Annotated in this window: 15 protein-coding genes; 5 read left to right on the forward strand and 10 right to left on the reverse strand. The window is 73.3% G+C overall.

Going from position 1 to position 16,527, the window contains the following annotated elements; genetic code table 11:
* The first annotated feature begins 9 nt into the window (after window positions 1-9).
* Both ACZ68P_RS28290 and ACZ68P_RS28295 read left to right on the forward strand, forming a co-directional pair.
* Window positions 10-666: a class I SAM-dependent methyltransferase gene (locus ACZ68P_RS28290; RefSeq protein WP_471011058.1), complete on the forward strand. Its 657-nt coding sequence runs from the start codon at window positions 10-12 to the stop codon at window positions 664-666.
* Between the two features lie 161 nt (window positions 667-827).
* On the forward strand, window positions 828-1,316 hold the full coding sequence (locus tag ACZ68P_RS28295; RefSeq protein ID WP_471011060.1) for a MarR family transcriptional regulator: 489 nt from the start codon (window positions 828-830) through the stop codon (window positions 1,314-1,316).
* Window positions 1,317-1,395: 79 nt separating this feature from the next.
* Here ACZ68P_RS28295 and ACZ68P_RS28300 read toward each other — a convergent pair whose 3' ends face one another.
* From ACZ68P_RS28300 to ACZ68P_RS28330, 7 genes are all read right to left on the reverse strand, one after another.
* Entirely contained in the window at window positions 1,396-2,106 is a 711-nt protein-coding gene (locus ACZ68P_RS28300) for a GntR family transcriptional regulator (protein ID WP_471011063.1), read from the reverse strand.
* 162 nt (window positions 2,107-2,268) lie between these two features.
* Complete coding sequence (locus tag ACZ68P_RS28305; RefSeq protein WP_471011064.1) at window positions 2,269-3,273, reverse strand: proline racemase family protein; 1,005 nt, start codon at window positions 3,271-3,273, stop codon at window positions 2,269-2,271.
* Window positions 3,274-3,294: 21 nt separating this feature from the next.
* Window positions 3,295-4,161, reverse strand: a complete 867-nt coding sequence (locus tag ACZ68P_RS28310; protein WP_471011161.1) for a dihydrodipicolinate synthase family protein — start codon at window positions 4,159-4,161, stop codon at window positions 3,295-3,297.
* 175 nt (window positions 4,162-4,336) lie between these two features.
* A complete protein-coding gene (locus tag ACZ68P_RS28315) occupies window positions 4,337-5,929 on the reverse strand; it encodes an FAD-dependent oxidoreductase (protein ID WP_471011067.1) in 1,593 nt (530 codons plus the stop codon).
* Window positions 5,930-5,984: 55 nt separating this feature from the next.
* Window positions 5,985-6,386, reverse strand: a complete 402-nt coding sequence (locus ACZ68P_RS28320; protein ID WP_471011070.1) for a (2Fe-2S)-binding protein — start codon at window positions 6,384-6,386, stop codon at window positions 5,985-5,987.
* A 138-nt stretch (window positions 6,387-6,524) separates the two neighbouring features.
* Complete coding sequence (locus tag ACZ68P_RS28325; RefSeq protein WP_471011072.1) at window positions 6,525-7,658, reverse strand: NAD(P)/FAD-dependent oxidoreductase; 1,134 nt, start codon at window positions 7,656-7,658, stop codon at window positions 6,525-6,527.
* Between the two features lie 148 nt (window positions 7,659-7,806).
* Entirely contained in the window at window positions 7,807-10,215 is a 2,409-nt protein-coding gene (locus tag ACZ68P_RS28330; RefSeq protein ID WP_471011075.1) for a collagenase, read from the reverse strand.
* Between the two features lie 190 nt (window positions 10,216-10,405).
* Here ACZ68P_RS28330 and ACZ68P_RS28335 point away from each other — a divergent pair, with 190 nt between their 5' ends.
* A complete protein-coding gene (locus ACZ68P_RS28335; protein ID WP_471011076.1) occupies window positions 10,406-11,776 on the forward strand; it encodes an aminopeptidase P family protein in 1,371 nt (456 codons plus the stop codon).
* Between the two features lie 77 nt (window positions 11,777-11,853).
* On the opposite strand, the gene ACZ68P_RS28340 is transcribed toward ACZ68P_RS28335, so the two are convergent.
* Window positions 11,854-12,603 (reverse strand): DUF6215 domain-containing protein, encoded by a 750-nt coding sequence (locus ACZ68P_RS28340; protein ID WP_471011078.1) that lies wholly within the window; start codon window positions 12,601-12,603, stop codon window positions 11,854-11,856.
* 230 nt (window positions 12,604-12,833) lie between these two features.
* Between ACZ68P_RS28340 and ACZ68P_RS28345 the strand changes: the two genes are divergently transcribed.
* The gene (locus ACZ68P_RS28345) at window positions 12,834-13,319 is read left to right on the forward strand and encodes a cation:proton antiporter regulatory subunit (RefSeq protein WP_471011081.1); all 486 of its coding nucleotides are present in this window, start codon (window positions 12,834-12,836) and stop codon (window positions 13,317-13,319) included.
* 4 nt (window positions 13,320-13,323) lie between these two features.
* A complete protein-coding gene (locus ACZ68P_RS28350) occupies window positions 13,324-14,583 on the forward strand; it encodes a cation:proton antiporter (protein WP_471011083.1) in 1,260 nt (419 codons plus the stop codon).
* Window positions 14,584-14,650: 67 nt separating this feature from the next.
* On the opposite strand, the gene ACZ68P_RS28355 is transcribed toward ACZ68P_RS28350, so the two are convergent.
* Complete coding sequence (locus ACZ68P_RS28355; RefSeq protein WP_471011085.1) at window positions 14,651-15,115, reverse strand: hypothetical protein; 465 nt, start codon at window positions 15,113-15,115, stop codon at window positions 14,651-14,653.
* 88 nt (window positions 15,116-15,203) lie between these two features.
* Window positions 15,204-16,523, reverse strand: a complete 1,320-nt coding sequence (locus ACZ68P_RS28360) for a hypothetical protein (protein WP_471011087.1) — start codon at window positions 16,521-16,523, stop codon at window positions 15,204-15,206.
* Window positions 16,524-16,527 lie beyond the last annotated feature (4 nt).

Genomic DNA, 16,527 nt, shown 5'->3' on the forward strand with positions numbered 1-16,527 from the left:
ATCTCCGTCATGACGGACATCACTTCCGCGATCACGCGGTACTGGGACGACGCCGCGTCGGCCTTCGACGCCGAGCCCGACCACGGACTGCGGCACGAACCGACCCGCCGGGCGTGGGCTCGGCTCCTGGAGCGGATGGCACCCTCCGAGCCGGCCGATGTCCTCGACGTCGGGTGCGGTACGGGCTCGCTGTCCCTGCTCCTGGCCGCGGCGGGACATCGCGTGACCGGTGTGGACGTGGCACCGCGGATGATCGAGCGGGCGCGGGCCAAGCTGTCGGCGGCGGGGCGGGAGGGTCGGTTCCTCGTGGGGGACGCGGCGGCGCCGCCGGTCGGCGACGAGCGCTTCGACGTGGTGATCGCCCGGCACCTCGTATGGACCCTGCCCGATCCCGTGGGGGCTCTCCGCACATGGGTGGCGCGGCTTCGCCCCGGCGGTCGGCTGCTCCTGATCGAGGGGCGCTGGCGCGAGGCCGGGGAGAGCGGCCCGGCCTATGTGGCCGGAGCCGATGCGCTGCCGTGGCACGGCGGGATCGGCGCCGCCGACCTCGCGGACGCCGTCCGTCCGCTGGTCACCGGCGTGCGCGTCGAACCGCTCAGCGATCGGGCCGAGTTGTGGGGCGGACCGGTGTGCGACGAGCGCTACGCCCTCGTCGCACACACGTAGACGCGGGCCCGCCTCTCGTGGAAGCGGCGCGCAACCGTCCGGCCGGGACCGACACCCTCTTCGTGGCGTGGTAGACCCTCACCCACGCGGGGAACCCCCGCTGAACGCCGGGCCACTTACGGTCCCGTGGCCGGCCTCCGGCCGCAGGTACTGTTGTGATCATGACGTCATCGACAGGCGCCGGCGACCAGGCGCCGGCCGATCCGGCCGCCACCGACGACATGCTGGCCACCCAGCCCATCGGTTACCGGAGCGGCCTGGTCCACACGGCCGTCACGCGTCGGCTGCGTGACGCCATGGCCAAGGTCGATGTCACGCAGCCGCAGTACTGGGTGCTCAACCGGGTCGACGGCGGGACCGGGGCACCCAGCCGGGAGGACGTGGTCACCCAGCTGACGCCGCTCGCGGACGGGCCGCACGAGATCGCCCGGGTGGTGGACCAGTTGCTCCACCGGGCCTGGCTCACGCTCGACGACGGACAGCGCCTGCACCTCACCGAGGCCGGGGAGTCCGCCCGGGTACGGCTGAGGCAGCTGGTGACCGAGCAGCGCGCCGTGGTCCACCAGGGCATCAGCGACGAGGAGTACGTGGCCGCGCTCACGGTCCTGCGCAGGATGATCGCCAACGTGGAGGCGGCGGAGGCGTCCTGACGCGCACGCGGCTCGCGGAGCGGAGTCGGAGCAGGAGCCCCGCGTGTGCGGGGGATCCGGCCCGAAGACCGCGCACGGCCTACAGACCCGAGCCGAGGCCGCCCTGGGTGCGGCCCACCGGTTCGTCGCGGCCCTGGGCCCACAGCGACCGGACGTGGCCGAGGTGGCGGAGCATGCAGGCCTCGGCCGCCTCGGCGTCGCCGCCGAGCATCAGGTCGAGGAGTTCGAGGTGCTCCTCCGCCGAGGAGACCAGCTTGCCTGCTTCGTCCAGGCCGGTCAGGCCGTAGAGGCGGGAGCGCTTGCGCAGGTCGCCGACCGTCTCGACCAGCCGGTCGTTGCCCGCCAGGGCCAGCAGGGAGAGGTGGAAGCGGCGGTCCGCCTCCAGATAGCCGATGAGGTCGTGCTCGCGGGCGCTGGTGACGATCTCCTCCGCGATCGGGCGCAGCGCCTCCAACTGCTCGACGGTGGCGACCTTCGTCACCCGCCCGATCGTCGGCACCTCGATCATCGTGCGCAGTTCGGTGTACTGGTCCAGGTCCCGTTCGCTGACCTCGGTGATCCTGAAGCCCTTGTTGCGGACCGGCTCGACGAGCCCCTCACGGGCCAGGTCGAGCATCGCCTCGCGCACCGGCGTGGCCGAGACGCCCAGTTCCCCGGCGAGGCCGGGCGCGGAGTAGACGCGCCCGGGGCGCAACTCCCCCGCTATCAGGGCCGCTCGAAGGGCATGACCGACCTGGTCGCGCAGCCGTTCCTGGGCCTTGATGAGACTGTGCTGCTTCAGATCACCCATTGCCGTTCCTCCGAGCGTCGCAGGGGAACAGCGTACGATGTCACGTTGCGCCGCGATCCCCCGGTGGTGGGCGACATCGCCGCCGCGCCACCGCGGTCGGCCGTACGAGACCGGGTCGCGTCGAGAGCGCGCGGCCGGTACGGGCGGCGGGCGTCGCGGATCTCACAGGAGGAAGCCCGCCGGGAAGGGGTCGGACGGGTCGAGGAAGTACTGGGCGGTGCCGGTGATCCAGGCCCGTCCCGTGACCGTCGGTACGACGGCGGGAAGACCGCCCACGGTCGTCTCCCCGGTGAGCCGGCCGGTGAACCGCGTACCGATGGAGGACTCGTTGACGAAGTCGGCGCCGAGCGGCAGCAGTCCGCGCGCGTGCAGCTGGGCCATGCGGGCGCTGGTGCCCGTACCGCAGGGAGAGCGGTCGAACCAGCCGGGGTGGATCGCCATGGCGTGCCGCGAGTGTCGGGCGTCGGAGCCGGGGGCCGCGAGATAGACGTGCTTCACCCCGGCGATCGAGGGGTTCTCGGGGTGGACGGGCCGGTCGGCGGAGGCGTTGACCGCGTCCATGACCGCGAGACCGGCGGCGAGCAGGTCGTCCTTGCGGGACCGGTCGAAGGGCAGGCCGAGGGAGTCGAGGTCGACGAAGGCGTAGAAGTTGCCGCCGTAGGCGAGGTCGTAGGTGACCGTGCCGTGGCCGGGGACCTGGGCCTTGAGGTCGAGGCCGGCGCAGAAGGAGGGGACGTTGGTGAGGGTGACGGCGGTGGCGGCCCCGTCCTCGACGCGGACGTCGACACCGACGAGCCCGGCAGGGGTGTCGAGGCGGACCGTGGTGACCGGTTCCACGACGGGGACCATGCCGGTCTCGACCAGGACGGTGGCCACGCCGATGGTGCCGTGCCCGCACATGGGCAGCAGTCCGGAGACCTCGATGTAGAGCACGCCGAAGTCGGCGTCGGGTCGCGTGGGGGGTTGGAGGACGGCGCCGCTCATGGCGGAGTGCCCGCGCGGCTCGTACATGAGCAGGGTCCGGACGTCGTCCAGGTGCTCGATGAAGTGGAGCCGCTTGTCGGCCATGGTGGCGCCGGGGATCACCCCGACTCCCCCGGTGATCACCCGGGTCGGCATGCCCTCGGTGTGCGAATCCACGGCGTGGTAGACGTGACGCGTACGCATGGAGGTCCCCTCCGGGGTCGGTCAGTGGTGCCCCTCGGCGAGGGCCTTCTCGGTCGCGGCGCGGACGGCGGCCTCGGTCTCGCCGGTGAGCGGCGAGCGGGGAGGGCGGGTGGGGCCGCCGGTGCGGCCGGCCAGGTCCATGGAGGCCTTGATGGCCTGGACGAACTCGGTCCTGGAGTCCCAGCGGAGCAGGGGGTGCAGGGACTTGTACAGCGGGAGCGCGGTGCCGAGGTCCCCGGCGACCGCCGCGTGGTAGAGGGCGGCGCAGGAGCGCGGCAGCGCGTTGGGGTAGCCGGCGACCCAGCCGACGGCGCCGGCGAGGGCGAGTTCGAGCAGGACGTCGTCGGCGCCGACGAGGAGGTCGAGGCCGGGTGCGCGTTCGGCGATCTCGTAGGCGCGGCGGACGTCGCCGCTGAACTCCTTGACGGCGACGACGGATCCGTCGCCGTGGAGCCGGGCGAGCAGGGCCGGGGTCAGGTCCACCTTGGTGTCGACGGGGTTGTTGTAGGCGACGACGGGGAGCCCGGCGCGGGCGACCTCGGCGTAGTGGGCTCGTACGGCGGACTCGTCGGCGCGGTAGGCGTTGGGGGGCAGCAGGAGGACGGAGCCGGCGCCCGCCTCGGCGGCCTGGTCGGCCCAGCGGCGCGCTTCGGCACTTCCGTAGGCGGCGACGCCGGGCATGACACGGTCTCCGTCACCCCCCGCCGCCTCCACGGCGGTGCGGACGACTCGGGACCGCTCCTCGTCGGTGAGGGTCTGGTACTCGCCGAGGGAGCCGTTGGGGACCACGCCGTCACAGCCGTTGGCGATCAGCCAGGCGACGTGCTCGGCGTAGGCGTCGTAGTCGACGGACAGGTCCTCACGCATCGGGAGGGCCGTGGCGACCATGATTCCGTGCCAGGGGCGAGGGCGGGTACGCGCCGCGGGGGCGGGCGGGGCGGGCTCGGATCCGGGGGGCGGGGTGGGCGCGGCGGAAGGCGCGTGGGTCATCGCAACTCCTCAAGTGATGTGTGACATTTTACAAGGTGGTATGCATCAGCCCGCAAGAGCACCGGCCGTCCAATCAGCCCTCCGTGGTGGGCAGTTCGGCGAGATGACGCAGCGGGACCGGGCAGGAGAAGGGGCGTCGGTCGGCGACGGGCGGCTCGCCGAGGAGACCGGCGACGGCGGGTCCGCACATGCGGCCCTGGCACCAGCCCATGCCGGCGCGGGTGAGGAGTTTGACCGTACGGGCGTCCCGGGCGCCCAGGTCGGCGACCGCCTCGCGGATCCGGCCGGCCGGTACCTCCTCGCAGCGGCACACCTCGGTGTCGTCGCGCAGCCCGCCCCTCCAGCCGGGGCCGGGACGGTGGACGGCGGTCATGGCGTCCGCGAAGGCACGGAGCCGGAGACGGCGGCGCAGCAGGGCGGTGGGGACGGCCGCGCCGGCGATCGCGCGGGCCGCGATCTCGCCCTCGGTGAGGGCCAGCCGGGCTCCGCCGATGCCGCCGGTCTCGCCGGCGGACCAGATGCCCGGAACGGACGTGCGCTGCCGGGAGTCCAGGGCGAGCACGACGGTGCCGTCGACGGTGGAGCGGGTGGCACAGCCGAGGCCGGTGGCCAGCTCCAGTTGGGGCACGAGCCCATGGCCGACGGCGAGGGCGTCGCATGGAATCCTGCGGGCGGTGCCGGCCAGCGGGCGCCACTCGTGGTCGATCCGGGCCACCGTGACCGCCTCGACGCGGTCGCCGCCGTGGGCTTCGGTGACGGCGTGCCGGGCGAGGAGACGGATCCGGTGGCGGAGCAGGGCGCCGCCGTACGCGGCGCCCTCGGCGAGTTTGCCGACGTTGCGGAGCAGCGCGGACGCGTGCCGGGCGTAGCCGGTGTAGGCGCCGGCCTCGACGACGGCGGGTACGCGGGCCCCTGCGGCGGCGAGCGACCCGGCGACGGCCGGCAGCAGCGGCCCGCTGCCGGCGACCACGACCCGCCTGCCCGGAAGCACCAGACCGCTCTTGAGTATGGCCTGGGCTCCGCCCGCCCCGACGACCCCGGGCAGGGTCCAGCCGGGAAAGGGCAGTTGCCGCTCGTAGGCACCGGTGGCCAGCAGCACGGTCCTCGCCCGCACGGTCACGGCCCTGTCGTCCGTGCCCGCCACGGCGTGCAGCACCCAGCCGCCGCCGGCCACGGAGTCCGTCCGCACCACCGTCCACACGTGGTGGGCCGGGAGGTACGTGATGCGGCCCGCCGACTCCTGCCCGCGGAAGGCGGCCTCGCGGGCGGCGAAGGCCGCCCAGTCGTGGTGCAGCGCCTCCGGCCGGGCCGCGCCGAGCCCCGGGGCGGGGCGGCGGTAGTACTGGCCGCCGGGGCGGTCGCCGGCGTCCAGGACGACGACGCGCAGACCGAGGCCCGCGGCGGTGATGGCGGCGGCGAGCCCGGCCGGCCCGGCACCGACGACGGCGAGGTCGGGGACCGGAGCATCGGACGTCGCCTCCGCAAGCGGCGCGCCGTCGGACGGCGCCGCCTCGGAAGGTACCGCGCGAGGGAGCTCGGGGGCAGGGGGCGTTGGGTCAGCAGCGGAGGGTCGGGAAGGTCCCGCGCCGGCAGGCGACGCGCCCGAAGGCCCCTCGGCAGCGGGCGATGTGCCCGAAGGCGCCCCTCCGGCAGGCGTGGAGGCCACGGGCCCCGTCCCGACAGGCGCTGCACCCGAAGGCCCCTCCCCGTCGGGCGTCGCGTCAGACGGCCAGGTCGGCATGGCCGGTCCCCTTCTGTGTGGTGACGGTGTCCCCGGGGCGGGCGGGCACGAGGCAGGCCCGTTGGTTGGGGCGGCCGTTGACGGTGACGAGGCAGTCGTGACACACGCCGATCCCGCAGAACACCCCCCGCGGGGCGCCTGTCTCGCGGGTGGTGCGCCAGGCGAGGACGCCGGCGTTCCAGAGCACGGCGGCGACGCTCTGGCCTGCCTGCGCGGTCAGTTCACGGCCGTCGAACCGGAGGACGTACGTCGCCTCCGGCGCTCCGCCCACCAGGTCGCGCGGCGACCGTCGACGCGCCGGCCACCAGGGCCGCCGGCGCGCCCGTCGCGGTACGGCCTCCCGAGCGGGATCTGCGGACGCGTCGGCGGCGGGGTCGGTCATCGGCCGGGCTCCTTCGGATGCGGGCACGGGGGGGGCATCGGTTCGGTCGTGTGGGAGGAGGCACGGGCGTCATCGGTTCGGTGGTGCGGCAGGAGGAGGCGAGCCCGCGTAGCGGTCTCTCCGGTGGACCGATGCCGGTCATCGGGGTGGCTCCTCGAATCGGTCGGGGCGGAACGGAGCGGGGTCCACCGGCGGCCGGGTGCCCGTCAGGGCGGCCGTGATCAGGCGGCCCGTGGCCGGGGCAAGGCCGATGCCGGCGCCCTCGTGGCCGCAGGCGTGCAGGAGGCCCGGGACGCGGGGGTCCGGTCCGATCGCCGGGAGGTGGTCAGGGAGGTACGGGCGGAAGCCGAGGTAGGTGCGCAGCACGCGTACGTCCGCCAGGACCGGGAACAGCGCCGCGGCCTGGGCCGCCAGCCGGCGCAGGGCCTCCACCGACAGGGATCGGTCGAAGCCCACGCGCTCGCGGGTCGCCCCGATGAGCACCGGCCCCGACGGCGTGCCCTCGACCACCGCCGAGGACTGCAGGGCGGCGGAGCCGCTGGCGACGTCGGAGATGTAGTCGGCGGCGTACACCTTGTGCCGCACGACGCGGGGCAGGGGCTCCGTCACCAGGACGAAGCCGCGGCGCGGGAGCACGGGCAGGGTCACGCCCGCCAGTTCCGCGACGCGTCCGCCCCAGGTGCCGGCGGCGTTCACCACGTGGGGGGCGAGGATCTCCGTTCCCGTGCGGGTGCGGACGCCGCGTACGGCGCCTCCCTTCCTCACGATCTCGGTCACCTCCTCGCCCAGGTGCAGCGTGGCGCGGGAGGCGGCGAGGAGGCGGGCCGCCGCGCGGGCGGGCTGGACCTGGGCGTCCTGCGGATAGTGGAAGGCCCCCGCCAGGCCGTGGGCCAGATGCGGTTCCAGGTCGTGCAGCGCGTCGGCCGGCACCTCCACCGCGTCGACGCCGGCCCGGCGCTGGCCGTCCGCGAAGACGCGCAGCGCCTTGAGGGCGGCGTCGTCGGGGGCGACGACGATCCCGCCCTTGGGCTCGTACTCGAACTCTCCCGGGAGTGTGGCGGCGAGGTCCCGCCACAGGCCGGCCGAGAACAGGGCGAGGTCGAGTTCGGGGCCCGCCTCCTTGTCGGAGACGAGCAGATTGCCCTCGCCGGCGCCGGTGGTGCCGCCCGCGACGGGGCCCCGGTCGACGACGGCGACGGAGAGGCCCGCTCGGGCGGCGTCGTACGCGCATGCGGCGCCGACGACGCCGGCACCGATAACGATCACGTCCACGGCAGTAAGGTGTCACATTCTTCAGGGGGCGGCCAGGGTGCCGGGGGCCGCTCCGGCCCGGTCCCGCCAGGAGGACGGGACCGGACCGCGGCGCCCCCGTACAGGTCGGGTTCGGGTTCGGGTTCGGCAGGACGATCGGACGGCCGGACTAGCTGCGCAGCGGTCCCTCGCAGCTGTACGGGGAGGTTCCCGCCACCCGGTTGCTCCATATCTCCACCGGGCCGAAGGAGCAGTTCATGTCGGCCAGGTTGTTGGAGACCGCGCCCGCCCGGTCCAGAAGGAAGTAGTCCACCGTCTCGGACATGTCCTTGAAGTTCTGGTCGGCGCTGCGCCAGTCCTTCAGGTTGGCGGTGATCCGGCCGGTGCAGGTGAACCGGCGCTTTCCGGGGTCTCCGTTCTCGACGCAGTCCGGCGTGTTGTGGGTGGCGCTCGCGAACGAGGTCTTCACGTTCGCGAGCGCGGCGTCGCGGAGCCGGTCGTTCGGGGTGTAGACGGTGTCCGGCACGAAGAGGTCGTCGACCCTGGCGATCTGCGCGTCGAGGAAGCGGTCGTAGCCTCGCTGCGTGTAGGTGTCCGCGCCGAGCCGGTGGCGCCAGGCGTCGTAGGCGGCGACGTCGTTGCCGCGCAGGTGGGAGTACATCTCGCGGAGCACCGAGGGCCTCTCGGTCCACAGGTACTCGAAGAAGGTCCCGGCGTAGCTGTAGAAGCGGAAGCCGTCGCCTTCGTAGGTGGCGTTCAGTATCTGCTCGACGGTCATCCTCGGGCCGCCGCCCGCGGTGTCGGCGATGATGCTCTTGACCAGGGACTTGCGAACGGCGATGCCGTCGTCGCGGGTGGCGCCGTCGAAGAACTCGGCGGTGCCCTCGTCCATGGCGGTGGTCCTGTCCCCCTCGTACCAAGGGCCCTCGCCGAAGAAACCGGGCACGGCGAACCGGCCGTTGAGGTAGTGCGTGTACTCGTGCCGGAAGAGCTCCTCGAGCGTGAGCGAGGAGTCCTGCGGGACACGGCGCTGGTACGTGTAGAAGGTGGCGCCCTTCTCGATGTAGATCCCGCCGTTGTTCGTGTCGTAGCCGGTCAGGATCGGGTGGTAGTTCTCGTAGTCGGCGCGGGAGGCGTACAGCACGATGGTGAGCGTGGTGTTGGGGTCCCCGGCGAGCGGCTGTTCGGTGCCCAGGACCCGGTGGTACTGCGCCTTGACCTGTTTGGCCGCGTAGTACAACTGGTCGACGGTGGCCCGGTCCAGGCCGGTGCGGACCTTGATGGCGCCGTTGTCGTAGGTGTAGGTGTGGGGGAAGATCTGCTTCTCGATGTCCTCCTTGCAGACTCCGTACGGCTCGCACGCCTCGTAGAAGTTGAGCCAGGAGACGAGTTTGGCCCAGGGCTGGCTGCCGTCTCCGAACGTCGAGCGGGCGGTGGGCAGCAGGGCGCCGAGGGCGGGGACGATCCGGTCCTGGAGGGCGGCGACCTGGCCGAAGCGGCCGTACTCGCCGAGGGCGTCGCGCGCGACCCAGGCGTTGGCGGTGCCCTTGAGGTGGGCGTGGCCGGCGAAGGCCTTGAAGGCGGCGCGGTAGGAGTCGTCGGCGGTCACGGCCGCGTGGAACGCCGTGTCGGCGTTGCCCGGGTAGACGCCGAGGTAGTTGACGGAGAGCGCCGCGAGCGCGGCGCCCGCCCAGGCCGGGTCCAGGTGGGTGGCCGGGTGGGACGGGCCCATGGTGGCCAGGACCTTCTTGATCAGCCCGGTCTGGTGTGCGCGCAGGCCGGGGGCGCTGCCCGCGTAGAGCGCCTCGCGCAGGGTGCGGGCGTTGGCCGGGGTGACGTCGAAGGTGCGGGCGGCGGCGCCGTAATCGGCGATGGCGCGCCGCATGGCGTCCACGGTCGGGGCGTCCGTGATGTCGATCTCGGAGCGGGAGTGGTCGTGGTAGGCCACGGCGTGCAGGTACGTGAACATCTCCTCCAGGTGGGAGGAGTCGCGGCCGTCGTGGGTGGCGGCCAGGGCGGATATGCGGCGGGACACGGCCTGGACGTGCGCGTCGGACATGACGGGCGTCAGGCGCGCGTCCCAGGTCCAGATCAGGCCGCGCAGACAGTCGTCGGCGAGGACGGCCGGGTCGCCGAGGAAGTCCGCGAACTGTTCCGGCGCGAGGCGCGTGATCCCGTCGAGGGTGCAGGGGACGCCCGCGGCCGTGCGTGCCGTGCGGGCGGCGGCGAGGGCGCGGTTCTTCTCGGTACGCGGGGACGGCGGTGCGGCGGTGGCGGCTCCGGGGACGCGGCCGTCGGCGGTGTGGCCTCCGGGGGCCGACGCTGAGGCCGGCGCCTGCCTCCGCTCCGAGGCGAGGCGGTCGACCTCGTCGAAGGGGTTCGCGCCGGGCGCACCGGAGGCGAACGTGCCCGCCGAGGGAGGCGGGACGGCTTCGGGGGTACTCGCCGGTGCGGACGTCGGGGCGGCGGCGGGGCCGTGTTCGGCGGTCCGGGTCCACGCCTGGCCCGCCGTGGCGAGGAGGGTGACCGCCACGGCGGCCGAGAGGAGGGACGTGCGCGCGGCTCTGTGCTGGGACACCAACGGCTCCTGGGGGGCTGGGAGGTGGGGGAAGTGGTGTGCTGACGCGGCGAGAGGCGCGTCAACCGCCGTGTCGCGGAAGGTGGTTGACGGAGAGGAACATGCCGCGGCGTGAGCTGTAACATAGTAATGTGAAATTGCACTGACAAGCCCTGTGCGCCCAGCAGTTCGCTTCTTCCCGAGGAGCCCCGTGACCGACACCCCCGCTCGCCTGCACATCGGCAGCCATGACCTGCAGGTGTCTCCGGACCTGTCCCGTTTCATGGGTGGTGGCTGGTCGCCCTCGCCGCTGCCCGCCTCCGCCCGCGTGCCGGCGCACGACGTCACCCCCGGCCGGCGTGCCCGGCTCTCGGCACGCTTTCCCGGGGAACGGCTGATCGTCCCGGCCGGGGAGCTGACGGTGCGCTCCAACGACTGCGACCACCGCTTCCGTCCGCACAGCGCCTACGCCTGGCTGACCGGCCTGACCGGCGAGGACCAGGCGGGACACGTCCTGGTGCTGGAACCGACCGGTCCGCACCGGCACGAGGCGGTGCTGTATCTGCGTCCCCGGTCGCCCCGCGCGGAAGGCGAGGACGAGTTCTTCCGGGACCGCAGGTACGGGGAGTTCTGGGTCGGCCGCCGCCCCGACCTCGCGGAGGCGGAACGGCTGACGGGCCTGCGCTGCGCCCACCTGGACACACTGGGCTCTCCGCCCGGCCGCAGGGTCTCCGAGGATGCCGAACTGGACTCCTCCCTGTCCGAGTTGCGCCTGGTGAAGGATGCCTGGGAGGTCGGGCAGCTACAGCTCGCCGTCGACCACACCACGGCGGGCTTCGAGGACGTCGTACGGGCGCTGCCGCGCGCGCTGGCGCACTCCCGCGGTGAGCGGTGGATCGAGGGGGTGTTCGGCCTGCGCGCCCGGGCGGAGGGCAACGGCACCGGTTACGACACCATCGCGGCGTCCGGCGCCCACGCGTGCGTCCTGCACTGGACACGCAACGACGGCCGGCTCGACCGGAAGGACCTCCTGCTCCTTGACGCCGGGGTGGAGACCGACACCCTCTACACGGCGGACATCACCCGCACCCTCCCCCTGTCGGGGCGCTTCTCGCCGGTCCAGCGCGAGGTCTACGAACTGGTGCTGGCCGCCCAGGAGGCGGGCATGGCGGCCCTGCGGCCGGGGGCCGACTTCCGGGACTTCCACCGGGCCGGGATGCGGGTGATCGCGGAGGGGCTGGCCGCATGGGGCGTCCTGAAGAGTGCCGAAGGCGACCTGCACCGCAGGTACACCCTGTGCGGCAGCGGCCACATGCTGGGGCTCGACGTCCACGACTGCGCGCAGGCGCGGGCCGAGACGTACACGGACGGCGTCCTGGAGGAAGGCCAGGTCCTGACCGTCGAGCCGGGCCTCTACCTCCAGCCGGACGACGAGACCCTGCCGGCGGAACTGCGCGGCATCGGCGTCCGCATCGAGGACGACCTGGTGGTCACGGCGACGGGCGCCCGCCTGATGTCGGGTGCCCTGCCGCGCACGGTGGCGGGCATCGAGGAGTGGATGGGGAACCTGCTGGAGGGCTGATCCACGGCCGGCCGACCGCAACCGCAGGCGAGTCGGGGTGATGGGCCGCTCATGCGCGGGCGGTTCACCCCGGCCGCTCACGCGCGGGCGGCCCACCCCGGCACCGTCGGCAGTACCTTCTCCGCGACACGGACCAGCACCGCGTCGCTCGGCACCGCGCCGTCCGAACGCCACAGGGACACCTCGAAGCTGTCGCCGCCGTCCTTCGGGCTCCGGGCCACGGAGAGGACACCGACGGGCACACCCGTGCCGCTGTCCACGTCGCTTCCGTCGAGGCGGAAGCTGATCCTGAGCGTGTGGTCCCAGTAGAGGACCGCCGGCCGGCCGAGGACCGTCCGCTCCTGGGCACCGACCCCCAGCAGGGCGGCGGAGCCGGTCACGGGCAGACGGTCGTAGGTGGCCGACAGCGACACGGTGTAGGTCGCGAACTCCACCTGGGCGGAGGGAAGGGCGATCTCCTCGCCGGCGAGGCGGACGGACCCGTCACCGCCACTGGCGCTCGTCGCGGTCTCCGTCGGCGTGCCCAGGAGGGCGGCGAGGTCGGAGCGGTGCAGCGCCGCGCACAGCTGCGCCCCGGACACGCGCCGGGGCTGCTGGGCCCGGGCCTTCACCGACGCCCGGCCGGCCTCCCCCGACGCCTGGCCGGTCCCTCCCGACTCCCCGTCCGCACACGTCACGGGCCGCACGGCCACGCCACTCGCTGAGGCGTTCTCCCACACATGCCACACGCCCACGGCGAGGACCATCACGGCCACCATCGCCACGGCCATGACGGCCTGCCCCCACGCGCCCGCGCCTCTCGGAAGCGCGTCGATGTCCTCGGCCATGTCCCCCACCTGCCGTGATTCCCGCCGTGGTTCCCCGCCACGTGCCCGGGGACCTTAACCCGTGATCATCCGGCGGACCAAGGGCTTTCGGACACGGCGCCGCTCCGGTCTCCGCGACCGTTCCCCCCACTTGCCCATGATTCGGGCGAATCCCGGGCCGATAGGGTGGCGACGGGGCGCGGAGCCGCGCCTTCCGGACCGCTACGACACCACTGACCTGGGGGTTCCCCGTGCCCGCTCCTCGCCTCAGCCGTACCCCGCTACCCGGCATCGGGGTCCGCTACGACCTCACCACCCGCGAGCACCGGCGTCTTTCGGTGATCGCCCACCGCGACGGCGCGCGGACGGTCAACGCGCACCGGCAGGACGATCCGGACGAGTGCGCGCTGTCGGTGAAACTGACCGGCCGTGAGGCGGAGGCCCTGATCGACGCGCTGATGCCCGCGCACCACAGCCCCAACCTGCTGTCCACCACGGACCTGGGGCTGGTGGCGGAACGGATAGAACTCGGCTCCACGTCGCACTGGAACGGGCGGGTGCTGGGCGAGACGCGGATACGGACCGAGACCGGCGCGTCGATCGTGGCCATCCTGCGCCGTTCCGGCGCGATACCGTCGCCCGCCCCGGACTTCCGCCTGGCGGGCGGCGACACCCTGATCGTCATCGGCACCCGCGAGGGCGTCGACGCGGCCGCCGCGATCCTGGGCAGGGAGTGAACCCATGCACTCCTCCGCTGTCTTCCTGATCGAGTTCGGCGCCATCATCCTCGGCCTCGGCCTGCTGGGGCGTTTCGCCGGCCGGTTCCGGTTCTCGCCGATACCGCTCTATCTGCTGGCCGGCCTGGCCTTCGGCGAGGGCGGGCTGCTGCCACTGGGGACGAGCGAGGAATTCGTCGCCATCGGCGCGGAGATCGGCGTCATCCTGCTTCTGCTCATGCTCGGCCTCGAGTACACGGCGAGCGACCTGGTCTCCAATCTGAAGACGCAGTACCCGGCCGGTCTCGTCGACGCCGCGCTCAACGCCCTGCCCGGCGCCGCGATGGCGCTGCTGCTCGGCTGGGGGCCGGTGGCCGCCGTCGTCCTCGCGGGCGTCACCTGGATCTCGTCCTCGGGCGTCATCGCCAAGGTGATGGGGGACCTCGGCCGGCTCGGCAACCGAGAGACCCCGGTCATCCTCAGCATCCTGGTCCTCGAAGACCTCGCGATGGCCGTCTACCTGCCCATCATCACCGCCCTGCTCGCCGGCGTGAGCCTCGCCGCCGGAAGTCTCACCCTCGCGATCGCGCTGGGCGTCGCGGGCCTCGTCCTCTTCCTCGCCGTCCGGTACGGCCGGCTGATCTCGCGTTTCGTCTCCAGCGACGACCCGGAGAAGCTGCTCCTCGTCGTCCTGGGTCTGACCCTGCTGGTCGCGGGCATCGCCCAGCAGCTCCAGGTCTCCGCCGCCGTCGGCGCGTTCCTCGTGGGCATCGCCCTGTCCGGGGAGGTCGCCGAGGGCGCCCACAATCTGCTGAGCCCTCTGCGGGACTTGTTCGCCGCGGTGTTCTTCGTCTTCTTCGGTCTGCACACCGACCCCGCCAGCATCCCTCCGGTCATCCTGCCCGCGCTGGCCCTCGCGCTGGTCACGGCCGGGACGAAGATCGCCACGGGCTACTGGGCCGCGCGGCGCGCGGGGATCTCCGTCAAGGGCCGCTGGCGCGCGGGCGGCACCCTGGTGGCCCGGGGCGAGTTCTCCATCGTGATCGCCGGCCTGGCCGTCACGGCGGGCATCGAGCCGGCGCTCGGCCCGCTGGCCACGGCGTACGTCCTCGTCCTGGTCATCCTCGGCCCGCTCACGGCCCGCTACACCGAACCGGTCGCCACCTACCTCACCGGGCGTCGCCGCAGGGGGACCCCCGGTCCGACGTCGACGCCGGACCGGGCCCCGGCCCTTCCCGAGGCGCTGGAGCCGGTGGACGATTCGAGTTCCGTCGGCAGGACATGAGCGAGCGACGACGGACCGGAGCCGCGGGGTGACGCGCGCGGTTCCGGTCCGTCGTCGTCCCGGGCGGTCAGCGGAGGACGGACGAGAAGGTGTCCAGCTGGATCCAGGTCACCTTGTTGGTCGTCTGCGGCCCGAAGACCGTCACGACGCCCTGGGTGTTGGCCTCGACGCGGACCGCGTTGACGCCCTGGTAGTTGTTGCGGGGGCAGATCCCGCGGGTCAGCTTGGGCGGGCGGATCGCGGCGGGCAAGGTGCCCAGCTGGGCGTCGCCGGTGAAGGAGCAGGTGACCGTGCCGCGCAGTTGCAGGTACTCGGTGCCCGCGAGCCGGATGACCCGTGCCTGCGCCGGCGCCTCGGCCACGACGCCCGGGGCGAGCGTGAGGTCCGTCCAGTCGACCAGGAGCTGACACCCTTCCGGTACGTCCGCCGCGGCGGCGGGTGCGGCGGACAGCAGCGGGGTGCCGACGACGACGGCCGGGGCGGCCAGCACCGCTCCGAGCAGGGAACGGCGGCTGGTGGTGGGGCGGTTCACGCGAGATCCTCCGGATCGGGTGGGGCGGGACGGAGACGGGGCGGGGCGGCGACGGGCAGGGGTCGTCGGGGGCCGGGACGGCGGACCGTCATCGCCAGGCGACCGAGACGCCGTCGAAATCGATCCACGTGATGGCGTTGTCGGCGGTGGCGCCGTACGCCCAGAGCGCGCCGTGGACGTCCGCCTCGACGCGGCACACGCAGCGCCCGTGGACGTTGTTGCGCGGCACGTTCTGGCGGGCCGGCCGGGTGGGGCGCAGCCGGTGCGGCAGCGTGGCGACCTTGCCGTCCGCCGTCAGACCGGGGGAACACGTGAGGGTGCCGCGCAGCTGGAGGTAGGTGGTGCCGGCCATGGCGATGAGCCGGCCGCGCGGGCGCTGGGCGCCAGGGACGGTCCCGGCTTCGAGGACGAGGTCCTCCCAGTCCGACAGCACCTTGATCCCGTCCACGGCCGGCCTGGTCGGGTACCAGCCGATCGTGACGTCGCGGGCGAACTCGCTGCCCGGCGTCGTGTTGCTGAACCCGAACAGCAGCCGCGTCTCCCCCGTCGTCGGGTCGACCTCGACGGCGAGTCCCTCGGGTTCCCGCCGCGTGAGGCCGTCGGCGCCGGTGACCACCTGCCGGTCGAGCCGCAGTCCCGTCGTCCACGAGTACGAGGTGAGGAACGTGATCCCCGGGAACTCGCTGGGGAGGGACGGGTCCTTGTCCTTGTCGTACGGCGCCCACTGGTAGACGTACAGGACGTCACCGAGGCTCGCGAAACCCTGGAAGGTGAGCTTCGGCTCCAGCGGGTAGGGCGAAGGCACCGCGGGGGTGGTGTCCTCTCCGGCGGGCACCGTGAACGTCGGGCCCACCGGTGCCCAGTCGCCGGCGGCGGCGCCCGACAGGTCGTAGCGCGTGAAGCGGCGCTCGCCGCCCTGGTGGTACATCACCGTCAGGAGGCCGTTCACCGGGTCGGTCGAGGGCCCGGTGCCGGCGGTGCTGCCGGGCGCGGTGAACTTCCGGTCCTGCGGGATCGCGGCTCCGTCGAGGACCGCCCCGTCCTCGAACCGGAACCGCGTGACGGCCTTCCCGAAGGCCGTTCCCCCGCTCGTGACATGGAGCGGGCCGACCTCGGTCCAGACGTGACTGTCGGCGCCGACCGGCTCGACGCCCATGGCGAGACCGTGGCCGAAGCCCTTCAGCTGCATCGACCCCGTACGCACGCCGGTCTGCCGGTCGATCCGGTTGAGGTACATGTTGCCGGCCGACGCCGTGGCCGAGCTCTCCACCTGGAGCACGAAGACGTGCCCGTTGACGGTGTCCGTCGCGATGGCCTGCGGAGCCGGGTTCTTCACCAGGTCCACGGTCTGGAGCAGCCTGCCGGTCACACCGGACAGGTCGATGCCGTTGGTGTCCGTGTACGCCATGTTC

The sequence above is a fragment of the Streptomyces sp. NPDC036822 genome, assembly GCF_055609145.1.

What these genes read in the sequence shown, in the direction of transcription:
- ACZ68P_RS28305 (WP_471011064.1), bottom strand. Translation starts at nt 3,273, where the DNA reads ATGCGTACGCGTCACGTCTACCACGCCGTGGATTCGCACACCGAGGGC.
- ACZ68P_RS28290 (WP_471011058.1), top strand. Translation starts at nt 10, where the DNA reads ATGACGGACATCACTTCCGCGATCACGCGGTACTGGGACGACGCCGCG.
- ACZ68P_RS28320 (WP_471011070.1), bottom strand. Translation starts at nt 6,386, where the DNA reads ATGACCGACCCCGCCGCCGACGCGTCCGCAGATCCCGCTCGGGAGGCC.
- ACZ68P_RS28300 (WP_471011063.1), bottom strand. Translation starts at nt 2,106, where the DNA reads ATGGGTGATCTGAAGCAGCACAGTCTCATCAAGGCCCAGGAACGGCTG.
- ACZ68P_RS28310 (WP_471011161.1), bottom strand. Translation starts at nt 4,161, where the DNA reads ATGGTCGCCACGGCCCTCCCGATGCGTGAGGACCTGTCCGTCGACTAC.
- ACZ68P_RS28350 (WP_471011083.1), top strand. Translation starts at nt 13,324, where the DNA reads ATGCACTCCTCCGCTGTCTTCCTGATCGAGTTCGGCGCCATCATCCTC.
- ACZ68P_RS28295 (WP_471011060.1), top strand. Translation starts at nt 828, where the DNA reads ATGACGTCATCGACAGGCGCCGGCGACCAGGCGCCGGCCGATCCGGCC.
- ACZ68P_RS28340 (WP_471011078.1), bottom strand. Translation starts at nt 12,603, where the DNA reads ATGGCCGAGGACATCGACGCGCTTCCGAGAGGCGCGGGCGCGTGGGGG.
- ACZ68P_RS28360 (WP_471011087.1), bottom strand. Translation starts at nt 16,523, where the DNA reads ATGGCGTACACGGACACCAACGGCATCGACCTGTCCGGTGTGACCGGC.